Annotated in this window: 16 protein-coding genes; 7 read left to right on the plus strand and 9 right to left on the minus strand. The window is 61.1% G+C overall.

Translation table 11 applies throughout. The annotated features are described in order from the left end of the window. The first annotated feature begins 52 nt into the window (after positions 1–52). A complete protein-coding gene (locus tag NVV77_RS02735) occupies positions 53–661 on the plus strand; it encodes a MarR family transcriptional regulator (RefSeq protein ID WP_295410485.1) in 609 nt (202 codons plus the stop codon). Positions 662–683: 22 nt separating this feature from the next. On the opposite strand, the gene NVV77_RS02740 is transcribed toward NVV77_RS02735, so the two are convergent. Continuing rightward, complete coding sequence (locus tag NVV77_RS02740; protein WP_295410487.1) at positions 684–1,010, minus strand: DUF718 domain-containing protein; 327 nt, start codon at positions 1,008–1,010, stop codon at positions 684–686. Between the two features lie 166 nt (positions 1,011–1,176). On the opposite strand from NVV77_RS02740, the gene NVV77_RS02745 reads away from it, so the two are divergent. Further along, positions 1,177–2,394 carry an MFS transporter gene (locus NVV77_RS02745; RefSeq protein WP_295410489.1) on the plus strand — a complete coding sequence of 406 codons (1,218 nt, stop codon included), beginning with the start codon at positions 1,177–1,179 and terminating at the stop codon, positions 2,392–2,394. A gap of 56 nt (positions 2,395–2,450) precedes the next feature. Here the strand turns inward: NVV77_RS02745 and NVV77_RS02750 are convergent, their stop codons facing one another. The 3 genes from NVV77_RS02750 to ndk all read right to left on the minus strand — a co-directional run bounded on the left by NVV77_RS02750 (position 2,451) and on the right by ndk (position 5,280). Beyond that, on the minus strand, positions 2,451–4,346 hold the full coding sequence (locus NVV77_RS02750) for a DEAD/DEAH box helicase (protein ID WP_295410491.1): 1,896 nt from the start codon (positions 4,344–4,346) through the stop codon (positions 2,451–2,453). A gap of 303 nt (positions 4,347–4,649) precedes the next feature. Next, positions 4,650–4,856, minus strand: a complete 207-nt coding sequence (locus NVV77_RS02755; RefSeq protein WP_295410492.1) for a 4-oxalocrotonate tautomerase family protein — start codon at positions 4,854–4,856, stop codon at positions 4,650–4,652. Between the two features lies 1 nt (position 4,857). After that, positions 4,858–5,280, minus strand: a complete 423-nt coding sequence (gene ndk, locus NVV77_RS02760) for a nucleoside-diphosphate kinase (protein WP_295410494.1) — start codon at positions 5,278–5,280, stop codon at positions 4,858–4,860. 214 nt (positions 5,281–5,494) lie between these two features. On the opposite strand from ndk, the gene NVV77_RS02765 reads away from it, so the two are divergent. Beyond that, on the plus strand, positions 5,495–5,908 hold the full coding sequence (locus NVV77_RS02765) for a RidA family protein (protein WP_295410496.1): 414 nt from the start codon (positions 5,495–5,497) through the stop codon (positions 5,906–5,908). Positions 5,909–6,045: 137 nt separating this feature from the next. Here the strand turns inward: NVV77_RS02765 and NVV77_RS02770 are convergent, their stop codons facing one another. The 3 genes from NVV77_RS02770 to NVV77_RS02780 all read right to left on the minus strand — a co-directional run bounded on the left by NVV77_RS02770 (position 6,046) and on the right by NVV77_RS02780 (position 7,988). Beyond that, a complete protein-coding gene (locus tag NVV77_RS02770) occupies positions 6,046–6,429 on the minus strand; it encodes a hypothetical protein (protein ID WP_295410498.1) in 384 nt (127 codons plus the stop codon). Between the two features lie 126 nt (positions 6,430–6,555). After that, positions 6,556–7,437 (minus strand): hypothetical protein, encoded by an 882-nt coding sequence (locus NVV77_RS02775; RefSeq protein WP_295410500.1) that lies wholly within the window; start codon positions 7,435–7,437, stop codon positions 6,556–6,558. A 371-nt stretch (positions 7,438–7,808) separates the two neighbouring features. Continuing rightward, positions 7,809–7,988: a hypothetical protein gene (locus NVV77_RS02780; RefSeq protein ID WP_295410502.1), complete on the minus strand. Its 180-nt coding sequence runs from the start codon at positions 7,986–7,988 to the stop codon at positions 7,809–7,811. 275 nt (positions 7,989–8,263) lie between these two features. Here NVV77_RS02780 and NVV77_RS02785 point away from each other — a divergent pair, with 275 nt between their 5' ends. The 4 genes from NVV77_RS02785 to NVV77_RS02800 all read left to right on the plus strand — a co-directional run bounded on the left by NVV77_RS02785 (position 8,264) and on the right by NVV77_RS02800 (position 12,551). Continuing rightward, positions 8,264–10,135, plus strand: a complete 1,872-nt coding sequence (locus tag NVV77_RS02785; protein ID WP_295410505.1) for an ABC-F family ATP-binding cassette domain-containing protein — start codon at positions 8,264–8,266, stop codon at positions 10,133–10,135. Further along, the gene (locus NVV77_RS02790) at positions 10,132–10,560 is read left to right on the plus strand and encodes a cupin domain-containing protein (RefSeq protein ID WP_295410507.1); all 429 of its coding nucleotides are present in this window, start codon (positions 10,132–10,134) and stop codon (positions 10,558–10,560) included. The genes NVV77_RS02785 and NVV77_RS02790 overlap by 4 nt, the downstream gene beginning before the upstream one ends. Positions 10,561–10,638: 78 nt before the next feature. Then, on the plus strand, positions 10,639–11,499 hold the full coding sequence (locus NVV77_RS02795; RefSeq protein WP_295410509.1) for a DUF4344 domain-containing metallopeptidase: 861 nt from the start codon (positions 10,639–10,641) through the stop codon (positions 11,497–11,499). 233 nt (positions 11,500–11,732) lie between these two features. Next, complete coding sequence (locus tag NVV77_RS02800) at positions 11,733–12,551, plus strand: DUF4344 domain-containing metallopeptidase (protein WP_295410511.1); 819 nt, start codon at positions 11,733–11,735, stop codon at positions 12,549–12,551. 6 nt (positions 12,552–12,557) lie between these two features. Here NVV77_RS02800 and NVV77_RS02805 read toward each other — a convergent pair whose 3' ends face one another. Both NVV77_RS02805 and NVV77_RS02810 read right to left on the minus strand, forming a co-directional pair. Beyond that, a complete protein-coding gene (locus NVV77_RS02805; RefSeq protein WP_295410514.1) occupies positions 12,558–13,175 on the minus strand; it encodes a YitT family protein in 618 nt (205 codons plus the stop codon). Beyond that, a complete protein-coding gene (locus tag NVV77_RS02810) occupies positions 13,172–13,618 on the minus strand; it encodes a DNA polymerase III subunit chi (protein WP_295410516.1) in 447 nt (148 codons plus the stop codon). Before NVV77_RS02810 ends, NVV77_RS02805 begins: the two co-directional genes overlap by 4 nt. Positions 13,619–13,770 lie beyond the last annotated feature (152 nt).

A 13,770-nucleotide genomic window follows, 5' to 3' on the forward strand; every position in this document is an offset into this window, starting at 1 on the left:
ACATGTCAATAGCATGTAATTGCCTGAAGCATGCAAAACTGCGGGGGCTGCCATGCCACTGAGCGACAAGAGCGAGATGAATGCCGTGATTTTGCGAGCCGGACTCGACCCCGACACGGCCGAGGCCATGCTGGAAATCGACATGCTGATGCAGAAATGGCGCCGGCGGGCGCAGAAGCGCGAGCTGGGCACAAGGGCTCTGGCGCATCTCAAGATCGCGCTCGATCTGGCGCAGTTCGACGTGCTCATTGCCATCGAGGGCCCGACGGAGCCCGGCGAAAGCAAGGGCGAGACCATGGTCGCCACCGTCGCCGAGCGGCTCAATATCGACCCTTCCCGGGCCAGCCGAGTGGTGGGCGACCTGGTGGACCAGGGCTATGCCCGCCGTGCCGTGAGCCAGGCGGATGCGCGGCGCACCATTCTCGAACTGACCGAGCGTGGCCGGGCGGTGATCGAGGCCGTGCGCGCCTACAAATTCCTGATCATGGGCGATTTTCTCTCCGAATGGAGCGCAGCGGACCTGGCTGCCTTCGTACCGCTGCTCAAGCGTTTTGGCACCTGGATGGACGGCATCGATCCGGCCTCGGAAAAGCACGCAGCCGAAATCGCGGCGCTGGCCGAGGGGATCGCGCGGGCGGGAACGCAGACGGAGCCGGCCTGAGGAACTAGGTTGTCAGGACCAGCTAGTGCGTCTGCACGTTGTATTCGGCCACGGCCTCGCCGGAAACCGGGTCGGTGACGCCGAGATCGCCGCCAAGATCCTCGAGCATGGATCGCATGCCGTCGAGCGACTTGATCATCGCGGGGCGCGCCTTGACGATGCTGTCAAAGGCATCCCACTCGCCGACGATGCAGAAGGCGCGGTCCCCGGTCTTGATGAGACTGAAGCGGCGCATGCCGGCGGCCTTGAACTCTTCTCCGACCGATTGCAGCAAGGCGTCATGATGGGCAATCAGGGCGTCTTCGGAACCGGGTTTTACCCGGACACGCACGATATTATAGGCCGTCATCGAGGGCCTCCCATGTTGGCCGCCCAAGCCCACGGGACCTGACGCGGAGTTTTCATTCTACTCCTCTGAAAGGGCCTATCACAGCGGATTTCAGGCTATCGAAATCGATTTCGATGGACGGATTGCGGCGCTGGCGTTAGGTCTTGCCGCTCTCTGGGAGGGGACTATGACTGCGAGACCACGCCTGCCGGTGACGGCACTGCTCGGAACGAACATGTTCTTTTCGGGCGTCACCTATGCCGCCACCATGCCCTATGCCTCGCTGGTGGGCGTCGACACGCTGGGCATGTCGCCGGGCTGGTTTGCCTCGGTGATGAGCGTGGGCGCGGTGCTGGGCACTTTTGTCTCGCTGGGGCTGGGCTATATTTCGGACAAGCTGCCCGACCGGCGTTTGCTGGTGCTGATCACGGCTCTTGCGGGCGTTATCGGCCATGGGATGATCTATCTCTGGCCGACGCAGTTGAGCTTCATGCTGGCCATGGCCGTGGTGATGCCTTTGGCCGGCGCCTGCTACGGGCAGTGCTTTGCCTATGTCCGCGTCTACTATGTGCGGCACATGCCGGCGCGGGCCGATTTCATGGTGACGGCATTGCGCACCGTGTTCACGCTGGCCTGGATCATCGTGCCGCCCGTTGCCGGTTGGGTGGCGGCAAAGTTCAGCATTTTCAACGTCTTCCTGATGTCGTCGCTGAGCTATGCCGTAATGGGCGGTATTTTTGCGCTGCTGATTTCGGACAAGGCGACGGCCGTGCAGATGCCGACGCCGGTGCGAGCGGAAGGTGCGTCACTGCTCTCGACTTTCGCCCTGCCCCTCGGCACGCTGGCGGGATTACTGGGCCTCATCGTGATGACAGCCGCGATGCGCATCCTCACCTTTACGGTGTCGCTGTTCATCGTCACCGATCTTGGCGGGACTGTTACCGATGTGGGCTTTTATGCCGGGATCACCGCGGCCGTCGAAGCGCCTTGCATGCTGCTGCTGGCCTATCTCACGACCAAATTGAGCAAGGAAACGCTGCTGGCTGCGGCGGGGATCGTCATGGCTATCTTCATCGGGCTCGCCAGTATTTTAACAAGCATGACAGCACTTTACTGGTTGCTCATTCTCAACGGGCTCGGTACGGCGGCGCTGATGAGCGTCAACATCCCCTATCTGCAGGATGCCATCAAAGGACGGGTGGGGCTTTCCACCTCGCTCATGGATGTCGTGGCGATTGCCGCCAACCTTTTGGGTGCGACGGCCTTTGGCTTGCTGACATCGGGCGGGAACTATCGCTTTGCGCTGATGGTGGCGGCAGGGGTTTCCGTTGCCGGCGCCGCGATCATGGCATTTGGGAATATGTCGCGCTTGGGCGAACTGCGGCAGGTCGAGCAGGCCGGATAGCGTTTTTGACCAGAGTGTAGATCCCCGCCCGAAGGCGGGGATAGATTTTTGCGCTGTCAGTCGTGAGCGCGCGGCTTCTTGTGATCCTTGGACTTGGGCTTGGGTGCACCCTCACCGGCCGCCTTGGACCATTTTGGCTTACCCTTGTTCTTGTCGAAGGGCTTGCCTTCCTTTGGTTTGAAGGACTTAGCAGGGCGAACAGACACGTCTGCCGAGACGGTAAAATCATCCGGGCGGAGATTTCCGGAGCCATAGCGCTGCTTGCGATCGGCGCGTTCCGGGCGGGGCGCGCTGGGATCATAGGCAACCGGCGGGCCGGGCGGACGGCGCTTGGACTGCGGCTTTTGCTCGGTCGGACTGTCGATGGCGGAGATGTAGACGCCCTTTTCGCCGGTGCCGTTCTTGCCGACGCTCTTGAGGAAACTATCCACCTTATCCGCGGCGACTTCGAAGATGGTTTCGGTGTCGAAAATGCGGATGGAACCGATGGCGCCCTTGGTGACGCCGCCGGCCTTGCAGATCATGGGCAAAAGCCAGCGTGGCTCGGCTCTTTGCTTGCGGCCGACCGTGACCTTGAACCAGGTGCCGCCGGCAAAGGCTTCGCGGGTGCGCGGTTCGCGCTTGTCGAAATCGGTGACGAGCGTTGCCGAGATATCCTCGGGGATCGGACGGGCGGTGAGCTGCAGGCGGAGGTAGGCCGCAGCCAGGGCTTCCGGTTCCCATTTGGCTAGCAGACTGTCCACACTTGGACGCTCATCATCGGTGATTACGTCACTCAAAAGCGAATTGGTGAGAATCGACTCGCGGTAGCGCGCGTCGATGGCCTCGGCGGTCGGCGGCGCGATGTTTTCGGCTTCGATTTTCGCGGTGCGCAGGATCGACTGGGCGACACGACGGCGATGGGTCGGGGAGATGACGACGCAGGTGCCCTTGCGACCGGCGCGACCGGTACGGCCGGAACGGTGGAGAAGGGTCTCGGCATTCATCGGCAGTTCGGCATGGATGACGAGGTCGAGATTGGGCAGATCGATGCCGCGGGCGGCGACGTCGGTGGCGACGCAGATGCGGGCGCGGCCATCGCGCATGGCCTGGAGGGCATTGGTGCGCTCGGCCTGGCTGAGTTCGCCCGAGAGGGTGACGACGTCGAAGCCGCGGTTTTGGAGGCGGGCAGAGAGATGCTTTACCGCTTCGCGGGTCGAGGCGAAAACAATGGTATTGGTGCTTTCGTACCAGAGGAGCGTATTGATGACGGCGTTTTCACGCTCGTCGGCCGGCACGGTCATCAACTTGTATTCGATGTCGGCGTGCTGCTCGCCCGAAGAGGTGGCGGTGATGCGCAGGGCATTGCGCTGGAAGGTCTCGGCGAGCTTCGCGATGGGCTTGGCAACGGTTGCCGAGAACAGCAGGGTGCGGCGTTCCTCGGGGGCGGTTTCGAGGATGAATTCGAGATCTTCGCGGAAGCCGAGATCGAGCATTTCGTCGGCTTCGTCGAGGACGACGGCGCGGAGCGAGGACATGTCGAGGGCGCCGCGGGTGATGTGATCGCGGAGGCGACCTGGGGTGCCGACGACGATGTGGGCGCCGTGCTGGAGGGCGCGGCGCTCGGTGCGCGCGTCCATGCCGCCGACGCAGGAGACGATGCGGGCGCCCATCTGGGCATAGAGCCATTCGAGTTCGCGCTGCACCTGCATGGCGAGTTCGCGGGTCGGGGCGATGACGAGGGCCAGCGGCACTTCGGCGCGGGGGAGAATTTCAGCGCCGCCGAGAATGGTTGGCGCGATGGCCATGCCGAAGGCGACGGTCTTGCCCGAGCCGGTCTGGGCGGAGACCAGCAGATCGCGGCCGTCGGCTTCGTCTTCGATGACGGCGGACTGAACCGGGGTGAGGTTTTCATAGCCCTTGGCTGCGAGGGTCGCGGCGATCGGGGCAAAGATGTTTTCAGGCAGGGACATAAAGGGGCTTTCGTAAAGCGGAATAGCCCCGGTGAGCGCGATGTCCATTCCCAAGAGGCGGGGCATCTTCGCTGGCAGAAGGGCTTTTGTGGCGCCGGGTTCCCCACCATTTCGGGGAGCGTCGTCGGTCTTGTCTGTGCATTCTAGCACAAACAAGCAAAAAGGCCGCCCGGCTGGGCGGCCTGATTTTGGTGCTGTCTATCGTCCGGGCCCTTCCCGCGCAATGCTCGGGACTGCATGAGGGGCAAGGCCCCTAAGCATGGCTCGGCCGTAGCAGCGCGATCGGGCTAAGCCCGAGGCTGACTATTCCTTCGGCTGCTTGCGCAGCTCGGAGACCGGCTTGCCCTTGAAACCCCAGTTTTCAAGCGGCACTTCGTCGATGACGACGAAAGTGCTCTCGGGTTTCTTGTTGAGCACGCGGACCATAATCTCCGTAATGCCCGCGATCACTTCGGCCTTTTGTTCGGCAGTGACACCGTCGTCGAGGATGCGGACATTGACGTAGGGCATGTTAGCCGACCAGTTCTTCGTCGCTGAAGAAGTACTTGATTTCCTGGGCTGCGGTTTCGGGAGCATCCGAACCGTGGACCGAGTTTTCGCCGACGGAGAGGGCGAATTCCTTGCGGATGGTGCCGTCAGCAGCGTTGGCCGGGTTGGTGGCGCCCATGATTTCGCGGTTCTTGAGGATTGCGCCTTCGCCTTCGAGGACCTGGACGACAACCGGGGAAGCGATCATCTGCTCGACGAGTTCGCCGAAGAAGGGGCGTTCCTTGTGAACAGCGTAAAAGCCTTCGGCCTGTGCGCGGGTCATGTGGATCTTCTTGAGGGCGATCGGACGCAGACCGGCTTCTTCGAACTTGGTCAGGATCTTGCCGATGAGGTTACGACGGACGGCATCGGGCTTGATGATGGAGAAGGTGCGTTCAATCGCCATGGCGAGAAAATCCTGATTGGGTTTGGAAAGGTGGCGCCTTTTAGCGGGAGAGTTTGACGGAGGCAAGACGGGGTGTTTTCTCGGGTTTATTCTCTCGGCTTCTACCACCATGTGGTGGAGGAGGCGAAGCGGGTGGTGGCGGCTGGGTTTGGCCATACTGACACGATCAGACGTTACGGTTGGGGATGGTGCTTCCATCAACAGGAGAACTGCCATGACCCAATCGATCACGCGCCTCAATCCTGAAACCCTGCCCAATGCGGGGCAAGCGGGGTATTCGCAGATTTCGATTGTCGAGCCGGGGCGGCTGGCTTTCGTTTCGGGGCAAGTGCCCTGGCGGCGAGATGGGGGTGCGGTGCCGGGGACGCTGGCCGAGCAGATGGTGATCGTGACGGAGAACCTGTCGGCGGCCCTCACCGCGCTGAAAGCAACGACAGAGGACATCGCGCAGATGCGGATTTATGCCGTGGAACTCGGCCCCGAAAGCATGGGGATCGGGATGGCGGCGATCGGGAAGTTTCTCAACGGCGCACAGCCGAGTTTGACGGGGATCGGCGTCGCTGCGCTGGCGGCGCCGGGGCTGCTGATCGAGGTTGAGATGGTGGTGCGGGTGCCGGATGGGGTTTGAGGTCCCGACGTAACTCCACTGCGTCACCCTCGGGCTTGACCCGAGGGGGTTGTATTCTCTCGCGGCATTCAAGTGCAGTGTCCTCGGGTCAAGCCCGAGGATGACGGTCGGTGGGGGTGCGGGTGCGGCCTAACCGACTAATCGCGCTCGACATCCGTCGAGCCCGTGCCAACAACGCGGCCATCGGCGGCGGTTACGGTGACGTCGATGCGGGTGATCGCTTCGTCTTCGGTGTCGATGGCGTATTTTACGTCATGCTCGACGATCTGCATGGTGCAGACTTCGGCCGTGGAGCTGACGGGGAAATTCACCGTGAGGGTGCCATCGACGAGGTCACCGAGTTCGGCGCGGCCAATAGCGTCGCAGGCGCCGCCGTCTAGTTCGAAGTCGATCAGAATTTGGTAGGGGTTGATGCGGGTGGCGTCGAGGTCGTCGAGCGGTTGCCCATTGTCCTGTGCCAGCGCAGGAGCGGCGAGACCGATAGTGGCGATGAGGGCAAAAGCGAGGCGGGCGTCAAACATGTGGGCGTCCTTTTGGCTCGATGACTGATGCAGAAATGTCTGCTTCTGACATTGGATGCGTAAAATCGGGCGACAGATTGACCTTATACCGTGGATCCGAAAATCCCTCCTTTTGCGCGAGGCGCCTTATCGGCTAGTGGCATCGATCAAAGCGATGATCTCAACAAGTTCCGCTTGTCGGGAAATGCCAAGCTTTCCGAATACTTTTGCCAGATGTGTCCGTGCTGTCTCGTAGCCTATGGATAGATTTCGGGCTGTTTCAGGCAGCCCGAGACCAGTGCCAACCACAGAGGCAACCCTCGCCTCTGCGACGGTCAATCCAAAGGCCTGCTGGAGAGCATCGACACTCTTTGGCGCCTGGGATTGCCGAGTGCTTTTGACGTTCCGTATGAGTCCAACCACGACGAAGCCGCTGAAAGCGCTCATGAAATTACGCGGCATCGTCATCAGTTCGAGCACATGGACCGGACGGCCGGCCTCGTAGGTGACGACGGCACTGGGCTCACGCTGCGCCGCGGAGGACGCAGAAGTTGTGGCTTCTCGAACCGCCGTCTGCAGGCGCCTGTCTACGGCCGGATCCACCGCATGGAGCCTATTGCCCTTGAAACGGTAGTAAGGCGCCAAGGCATCAATGGCCCTTTGGCTCAAAACTGATATCTGTCCCGATGTATCGAATCCCACCATCGGGATGTGCGCGCGATCCAGTATTGCCGTAAGGGCCGAATTTTCGGGCGCGCGAAATGCATAAGCCATGCGCACGACGCGCGAGAGGTTGGCTCGCAGCTTGGTAAGCGCCTGCCCTTCCGCAGACTCGAAAGCCTCCTGCGCACCTCCCCGAAAGAGGCAAAAAGACCATCCCTCCCCCGGACGGAAAATGTCGTGGCAACGAGCCACTCCATATCGAACGTGCAGAAAAACTCCTGATAGTAGGGTTCGCTCGACCGCTCCTGCGGTGTCGTCAATTGCTGTTCGTAGAAAATGAACTTGCCGGATTTGGCAGGCGACCATGTGCGCCTCGCTCGTATGTCATTGACATACCAGCCACCCGAGACAAACTCCGAAAAAGCGGCGGATGCGTTCCCTGACGTAGGAATGCCCATTGGAATGACCAGCTTGGATTCGGGAACCATTGCTGCAGCGGTGGCACCAAAGCCAGCCGCGATGCTGGAAAGACCTTTCTCCCAGCTTTCCATGCCCACGGCGGCGTCGAAAAGCGCATCCAGACCGCGCTCGACAAGCCCATGCCGTACGCTCCTGTTCAAGAATCCCCCCGGCGCAATAACACCAGAATTAAAGAAACAGAAATGTATATATAAACAAGGTTATACTGCGACATAGGGGAAACCACTACATCGCAGTATTATTGTAGACGCAGCCGATCAGCCATAAATCGACTGTGCGACGCAATCCTTGTTAACATTGGTTCCCTTCACCCATTTGCCGTCCATCGTCTTGGTGGGGCACGTCAGGCCTTGCGGCGATTCGGCCGCGATGGCGGGTGTCAGGCTGATGGCGGCAGCGAGCAGGACTGCAGCGGACAGAGTCAGCAGTTTGGTCATTCAAATCCCCAAGTTTAGATCGGCCACGGAGCGTTGTCCGAGGTGGGCCGCAAGAGCGAAGGAAGGCTCCATCCTCTCGTCCCGTCACATTGCCTAAGGAGAAAGCACCGAGCGCACGTCACCCAATTGGGTGATTGGCAAGGGGCGCGATGGGGGCTTGGAGTTGCTTTGATGGGCTATTGGCTTTATCCAGCAGCCAACACTTTGTCGCCGCCCCCTGCCCTTTGCGGGACGCCATTGTCGGCGCACTTTTCCTTGCGAATGATTTTCCCGCCATGTTGACCATTTCCAATCTCACCTATCGCATCGAAGGCCGCGAGCTGTTCGAAGAGGCCTCCGTGGTCATTCCGACGGGTTCGAAGACCGGCTTTGTCGGCAAGAACGGCACGGGCAAGACGACGCTGTTTCACCTGATCCAGGGCCATATCCACCTCGATTCAGGAACGATCGAGCTGAACAAGAAGGCACGCATTGGCGGCGTGGCGCAGGAAGCGCCGGCCGGCGAGGAAAGCGTGCTCGATGTGGTGTTGGCCGCCGACAAGGAGCGCACCGCGCTGCTTGCTGAAGCCGAGACCGCGACGGACGCGCATCGGATTGCCGAGGTTTACACGCGGCTGGCCGATATCGATGCCTATTCGGCTGAGGCGCGGGCTTCGTCGATCCTGAAGGGTCTGGGGTTTGAGCAGGATCGGCAGAATGGGCCGACGCGCGAACTCTCGGGTGGTTGGCGCATGCGCGTGGCGCTGGCGGCGGTGCTGTTTTCGCAGCCCGACCTGCTGCTGCTCGACGAACCGACCAACTATCTCGATCTTGAAGGCACGCTGTGGCTGGAAAAGTATCTCGCCACCTATCCCTATACCGTCTTCATGATCAGCCACGACCGTGACCTGCTCAATAAGTCGGTCAATTCGATCGTGCATCTCGAGCATCGGAAACTGACCTTCTACAAGGGCAATTACGACACGTTCGAAAATACGCGCCGCATGCAGATGGAGCTGCACAACAAGAGCCGCGACAAGGCGCTTGATCAGGTGGCGCACCTGCAGAAGTTTGTCGATCGCTTCAAGGCCAAGGCGACCAAGGCCAAGCAGGCGCAATCGCGCATGAAGATGATCGAAAAGCTGCGGCCACCGGCGGCGCTGTTCGATGAATTCTCGGCACCATTCACCTTCCAGCAGCCCAAGGCGGAAGCCGCCACGCCGATGCTGACGCTGGACGGGGTTTCGGCCGGCTATGGCGACAAGACCATTCTGCGCAATATCAATATGCGGATCGACCCCGATGACCGGATTGCGCTGATTGGCGTCAACGGCAACGGCAAGTCGACTTTCGCAAAGCTCCTGGCCGGCGACATCCAGCCGATGGGCGGGCAATTGCGAAAAGGCAAGAAGCTGGAGATTGCGCACTTTGCGCAGCACCAGATGGACAAGCTCAAGCCCGAATGGACGCCATTCGAGCATGTGGTCGACATGATGCCGACCGACAGCGAAGCCAAGCGTCGCAGCCGGTTGAGCCAGATGGGGCTGACCAAATCGCGCATGGACACCAAGGCGAAGAACCTTTCGGGTGGCGAGCGCGCGCGCCTTCTTATGGGTCTCATCACCTTTGGCGGGCCGGGGATGATGATCCTCGACGAGCCGACCAACCACCTCGATATCGATAGCCGCGATGCGCTGGTGCATGCGCTCAACGAATATGAGGGCGCGGTGCTGATCATCAGCCACGATCGCCATCTGATCGAGGCGACCTGCGACACGCTGTGGATCGCCGAAGGCGGCACGATCAAGGAACTGGACGAGGATCTCGACAGCTACCAGCGCAGCATTACCTCCACCAAGGAAGGCAAGAACGGCGGCGGTGGCAGCACCGGCGCGCGCAAGCTTTCCAAGCAAGAGGCCGCGGCGCGTCGAGCCGAACTGGCGCCCCTCAAGAACTCCATTAAGGATGCGGAAACCAAGATTTCCCGTTTGAAGGTGGAAATCGAGAAGATCGAGGCGCAACTGGCCGACCCCAAGGTCTACAACGGGCCCGCCGACAAGCTCATCGCACTCGGCAAGGACAAGGCGCGGTTTGGCGCCGACCTCGAAACTACCGAAGAAACATGGCTGGCGCTGAGCGCCGAGCTGGAGGAAGCGGAGCGCGCATGAACAGGCTCGCCGCCAGGGACGTCATCTATACGCTCGGCATGGAACGCCACCCTGAAGGGGGCTGGTATGCCGAGACGTTTGTCGACATCGACAGCGAGACCGGGCGGGCGCATTCCACCGCGATCTACTATCTGCTCGAAGCGGGCGAGCTGTCGCACTGGCACCGGGTCGATGCGGTCGAGGTGTGGCACTATTACGCCGGGGCGCCGATAGAATTGAACCTGTCGGAGGGGATTTCGGTCGATCGCAAGGTGCTGGGATCAGATCTTGCGGCGGGGCAGAGGCCGCAGGTGGTGGTGCCGCGCGACGTCTGGCAATCGGCGAAATCGCTGGGAGATTGGACGCTGGTCGGCTGCACCGTGGCGCCGGGTTTCCAGTTCTCCGGCTTTGAAATGGCCGCCAAAGACTGGGCGCCGGGGCGTTAAGGACTTCGGCGCTGCCGCGTTGACAGTGACGCGGCATTGGCATCTTGTGACTGGTATCAGTGAGCCGAAAGGCAGTTCATGCGTCGCTTGTTCGTTCCGATCCTGCTGGCCCTTGCCGCCCTGCTGACGGGTGGAGCCCAGGCACAGGATATGGCGGGCTTTTCCAAGCAGCAGCGCGCCGAAATCATCCGTTTCGCCGCCAATAACAGCCTGTTTGTGCTCTACCACGAGATGGCGCACCTGTTGGTGGACCAGCTCCGGCTGCCCGTGCTCGGGCGCGAGGAAGATGCGGCCGACAACATGGCCACATGGACGCTGCTCAACAAGCGCTCGCCGGAATCGGACAAGGCGCTGGCGGATGCCGCCGAGGGCTGGCTTCTTACGGGCGTTGCCTATGGCAGCGGCAAGTATGAAGAGGATTTTGCGGCCGCGCATAGCCTCGACAAGCAGCGGGCCTATCAGATCGTGTGCCTGATGGTGGGGAGCGACGATACGGCGTTCCGGCCCATTGCCAATCAATATGCCATCGGCCGGGACCGGCAGGATTCCTGCTATTGGGAATATGAGCTGGTGGACCGGAGCCTCAAGGGCGTGCTTGAAGAGCACACGGCCGGTGCCGGGAACGCCAAGGTCAACGTGACCTATCACGACGCCGGCGGGCGGCTGAAATTTGCCGCCGATGCCTTCCGTTCGAGCGGGGTTTTCGACGAGGTCGCCGAAGAGGTGCGCGAGAAATATCACCTGCGCCGGCCGGTGAAATTCAATGCGCGGCGCTGCGGCGAGGCGAATGCCTATTATGATCCGGACACGATCGAAATCATCTTCTGCTACGAGCTGATGAAGGATTTCATGGAGCTCTATGCGGCGGAGCTGCCCGATACTGTCGACCCTGCCCCGAGGCCTTCGGGCGCCGGCAAGGACAAGGGCGGCTCGAACTAAGACCTATCGCCATTCAGCTGATGCTGATCTGCAAATGGCAGTTTTCTGCGCTTCCGGTGCTCACGTACCCAAACGTACGCTCCGCTCCGGTTCTTAAAAACCGCCATTTTCGCCTCAGCCTGAGCTGTCGATCGGTCCTACCATTTTGTCGCGTTCTTAACCGGAAGCGTGTTATCCGCCTTGCCGGTCCGGAAGCGGACCGAAGCGTCAAACCCCTTTCGGAGTTCTCTCCCATGATTTCGCTGCGCAAGACGGCGGCCGTTTCCGTGTGCCTTGCTCTCCTCGCCGCGCCGGCAATGGCGCAGGACGAGGACCAGGTGCTTGCCGAGTCCATGGACTTTGCCATGCATGACGCGCTCTACACCATGTATCACGAGGTCGGCCACATGCTGGTGGGCGAGCTTGAACTGCCGGTGCTGGGCAAGGAAGAGGACGCGGCGGACGCGCTGGCGACGATCTGGCTGCTGACCGACGAGACCGATGACGATAGCTGGAACGCGCTGATCGACGCTGCCGATGGCTGGTATTTCAACGCGGTGCAATCGACCGGCTCGGGCGTCGAAGACTTCTCCTATTATGACGACCATAGCCTCGATATCCAGCGCGCCTATGCCATGGTCTGCATGATGGTGGGCGCGGAGCCCGACGTGTTCGGCGAGACGGCGGACAATTACGAGATCGACGCGGAGCAGCAGGAGGCCTGCGCCTACACCTATGAGCAGGCGGTGACGTCATGGGATGCCCTGCTCGAACCGCATCTGGTCGATGGGGAACAGGGCGCAGAAATCGAGATCGTCTATGAGGACGCGGGCGACTACGAGGTCTTTGCCGAGGAGATGAAGGCCCGCGGCATTCTCGAACACGCGGCCAAGCTGGTGATGGACTGGTATGTGCTACCCGAAACCGTGACGTTCCGGGCGACGCAGTGTGGCGAGGCCAATGCCTATTTCTATCCGGCCGAGCGCGAGATCACCTATTGCTACGAGCTGGCCGAGCACATGTTCTATCTCCACCTCTATGACATCGTGGGCTGGAGCGACACGGCGGAGTAGTCGGGATCAGCTAAATCCGACGTAGCGGCCGGGCTTGTGGTTCAAAGCGACGATGAAATTGAGGACCAGCGCGCCGAGGATGGAATAGAGCACCCTGTCGAGCGGCAGGATGAAGAAGGCAGCGAACAGAATGGCGGCGTCAACGGCGAGCTGGAAATAGCCGGCGCGAAGGCCGAAATTTTCCTGGAGGTAAAGCGCCAGGATATTGATGCCGCCAACGCTCGCCTTGTGACGGAAGAGCGAGAGAATACCCAGGCCAATGAGACCGCCACCGACCAGCGAGGCAAAGAGCGGGTGGATATCGCTGATGCCGATCCAGCCGGGGATCTGGCTCGAAAAATAGGATACGAGCCCGACGCAGATCATGGTTTTTACCGCGAAGGGCCAGCCCATGCGCAGGAATGCCAGGGCGTAGAACGGCAGGTTGATGCAAAAGAACAGCCAGCCGAAGGGAATGCCGGTGGCGTATTGGAGGAGCAGCGCGAGGCCCGCGGTGCTGCCGGTCGCGAGTTGTACTTCCGAATAGAAAGCGATGCCGAGCGAGACCAGCATGGTGCCGATGAGCATGGCAAAGAGGTCTTCGGGCAAGGTGTGCCGGCTTGGCGCCGCAAGGTCGGAGGTCATGCCTTTTTCATCCAGCGGCCATCGGATTCCTGCTGCCAATAGGTGACCTCATTGCCATCGCGCAGGGCTCGCCAGGCCTGGCGGGCTTCGGTTACGGCATCGGGATCGTGGCCGGAAAACATGTAGACGATGCGCTTGTAGCCGTCGGCGGACTTGGGCACGGCGCGATCGACGAAGAAGCGGACCACGGCGCCGTTGGGATTGTCGGTTTCGGTTGTAAGAAGGATCGGCTGGTGCGGATCACTGGGTTCGCCGGCTAGGCCGTGGGGCAGGAAAGAATCGTCGCGAAACGTCCAGAGGAGCGAATCGAGGACTTCGGCGCGTTCACGCGATCCGGATTCGACGACAGCGCGCCAGCCCCGCTCCAGCGTCTTTTCGAGAAGCTGCGGCAGGACCGATTCCAGGGGACGGACTTCGAGGTGGTAGAAGAGGACTTCGGCCATGGCGGCACATTATCCGGGCGCCGCGAGGAGCGCCAGCGCGGCAAGCGGGCAACAGGCCTGCACGAACTGAGATGTGCACAATCCGCGCAATTGTATCGAAGCAGGGTTTGGCCCATTGTCCGAGAAAACGCGGCCAAATGTGCGCCGCAAAA

It is taken from the genome of Devosia sp. (assembly GCF_024707125.1).
Taxonomy (GTDB): Bacteria; Pseudomonadota; Alphaproteobacteria; order Rhizobiales; family Devosiaceae; genus Devosia.

Coding starts and splice junctions, on each gene's coding strand:
- NVV77_RS02735 (WP_295410485.1), top strand. CDS start 53: ATGCCACTGAGCGACAAGAGCGAGATGAATGCCGTGATTTTGCGAGCC.
- NVV77_RS02740 (WP_295410487.1), bottom strand. CDS start 1,010: ATGACGGCCTATAATATCGTGCGTGTCCGGGTAAAACCCGGTTCCGAA.
- NVV77_RS02745 (WP_295410489.1), top strand. CDS start 1,177: ATGACTGCGAGACCACGCCTGCCGGTGACGGCACTGCTCGGAACGAAC.
- NVV77_RS02750 (WP_295410491.1), bottom strand. CDS start 4,346: ATGTCCCTGCCTGAAAACATCTTTGCCCCGATCGCCGCGACCCTCGCA.
- NVV77_RS02755 (WP_295410492.1), bottom strand. CDS start 4,856: ATGCCCTACGTCAATGTCCGCATCCTCGACGACGGTGTCACTGCCGAA.
- ndk (WP_295410494.1), bottom strand. CDS start 5,280: ATGGCGATTGAACGCACCTTCTCCATCATCAAGCCCGATGCCGTCCGT.
- NVV77_RS02765 (WP_295410496.1), top strand. CDS start 5,495: ATGACCCAATCGATCACGCGCCTCAATCCTGAAACCCTGCCCAATGCG.
- NVV77_RS02770 (WP_295410498.1), bottom strand. CDS start 6,429: ATGTTTGACGCCCGCCTCGCTTTTGCCCTCATCGCCACTATCGGTCTC.
- NVV77_RS02775 (WP_295410500.1), bottom strand. CDS start 7,437: ATGGTCGCCTGCCAAATCCGGCAAGTTCATTTTCTACGAACAGCAATT.
- NVV77_RS02780 (WP_295410502.1), bottom strand. CDS start 7,988: ATGACCAAACTGCTGACTCTGTCCGCTGCAGTCCTGCTCGCTGCCGCC.
- NVV77_RS02785 (WP_295410505.1), top strand. CDS start 8,264: ATGTTGACCATTTCCAATCTCACCTATCGCATCGAAGGCCGCGAGCTG.
- NVV77_RS02790 (WP_295410507.1), top strand. CDS start 10,132: ATGAACAGGCTCGCCGCCAGGGACGTCATCTATACGCTCGGCATGGAA.
- NVV77_RS02795 (WP_295410509.1), top strand. CDS start 10,639: ATGCGTCGCTTGTTCGTTCCGATCCTGCTGGCCCTTGCCGCCCTGCTG.
- NVV77_RS02800 (WP_295410511.1), top strand. CDS start 11,733: ATGATTTCGCTGCGCAAGACGGCGGCCGTTTCCGTGTGCCTTGCTCTC.
- NVV77_RS02805 (WP_295410514.1), bottom strand. CDS start 13,175: ATGACCTCCGACCTTGCGGCGCCAAGCCGGCACACCTTGCCCGAAGAC.
- NVV77_RS02810 (WP_295410516.1), bottom strand. CDS start 13,618: ATGGCCGAAGTCCTCTTCTACCACCTCGAAGTCCGTCCCCTGGAATCG.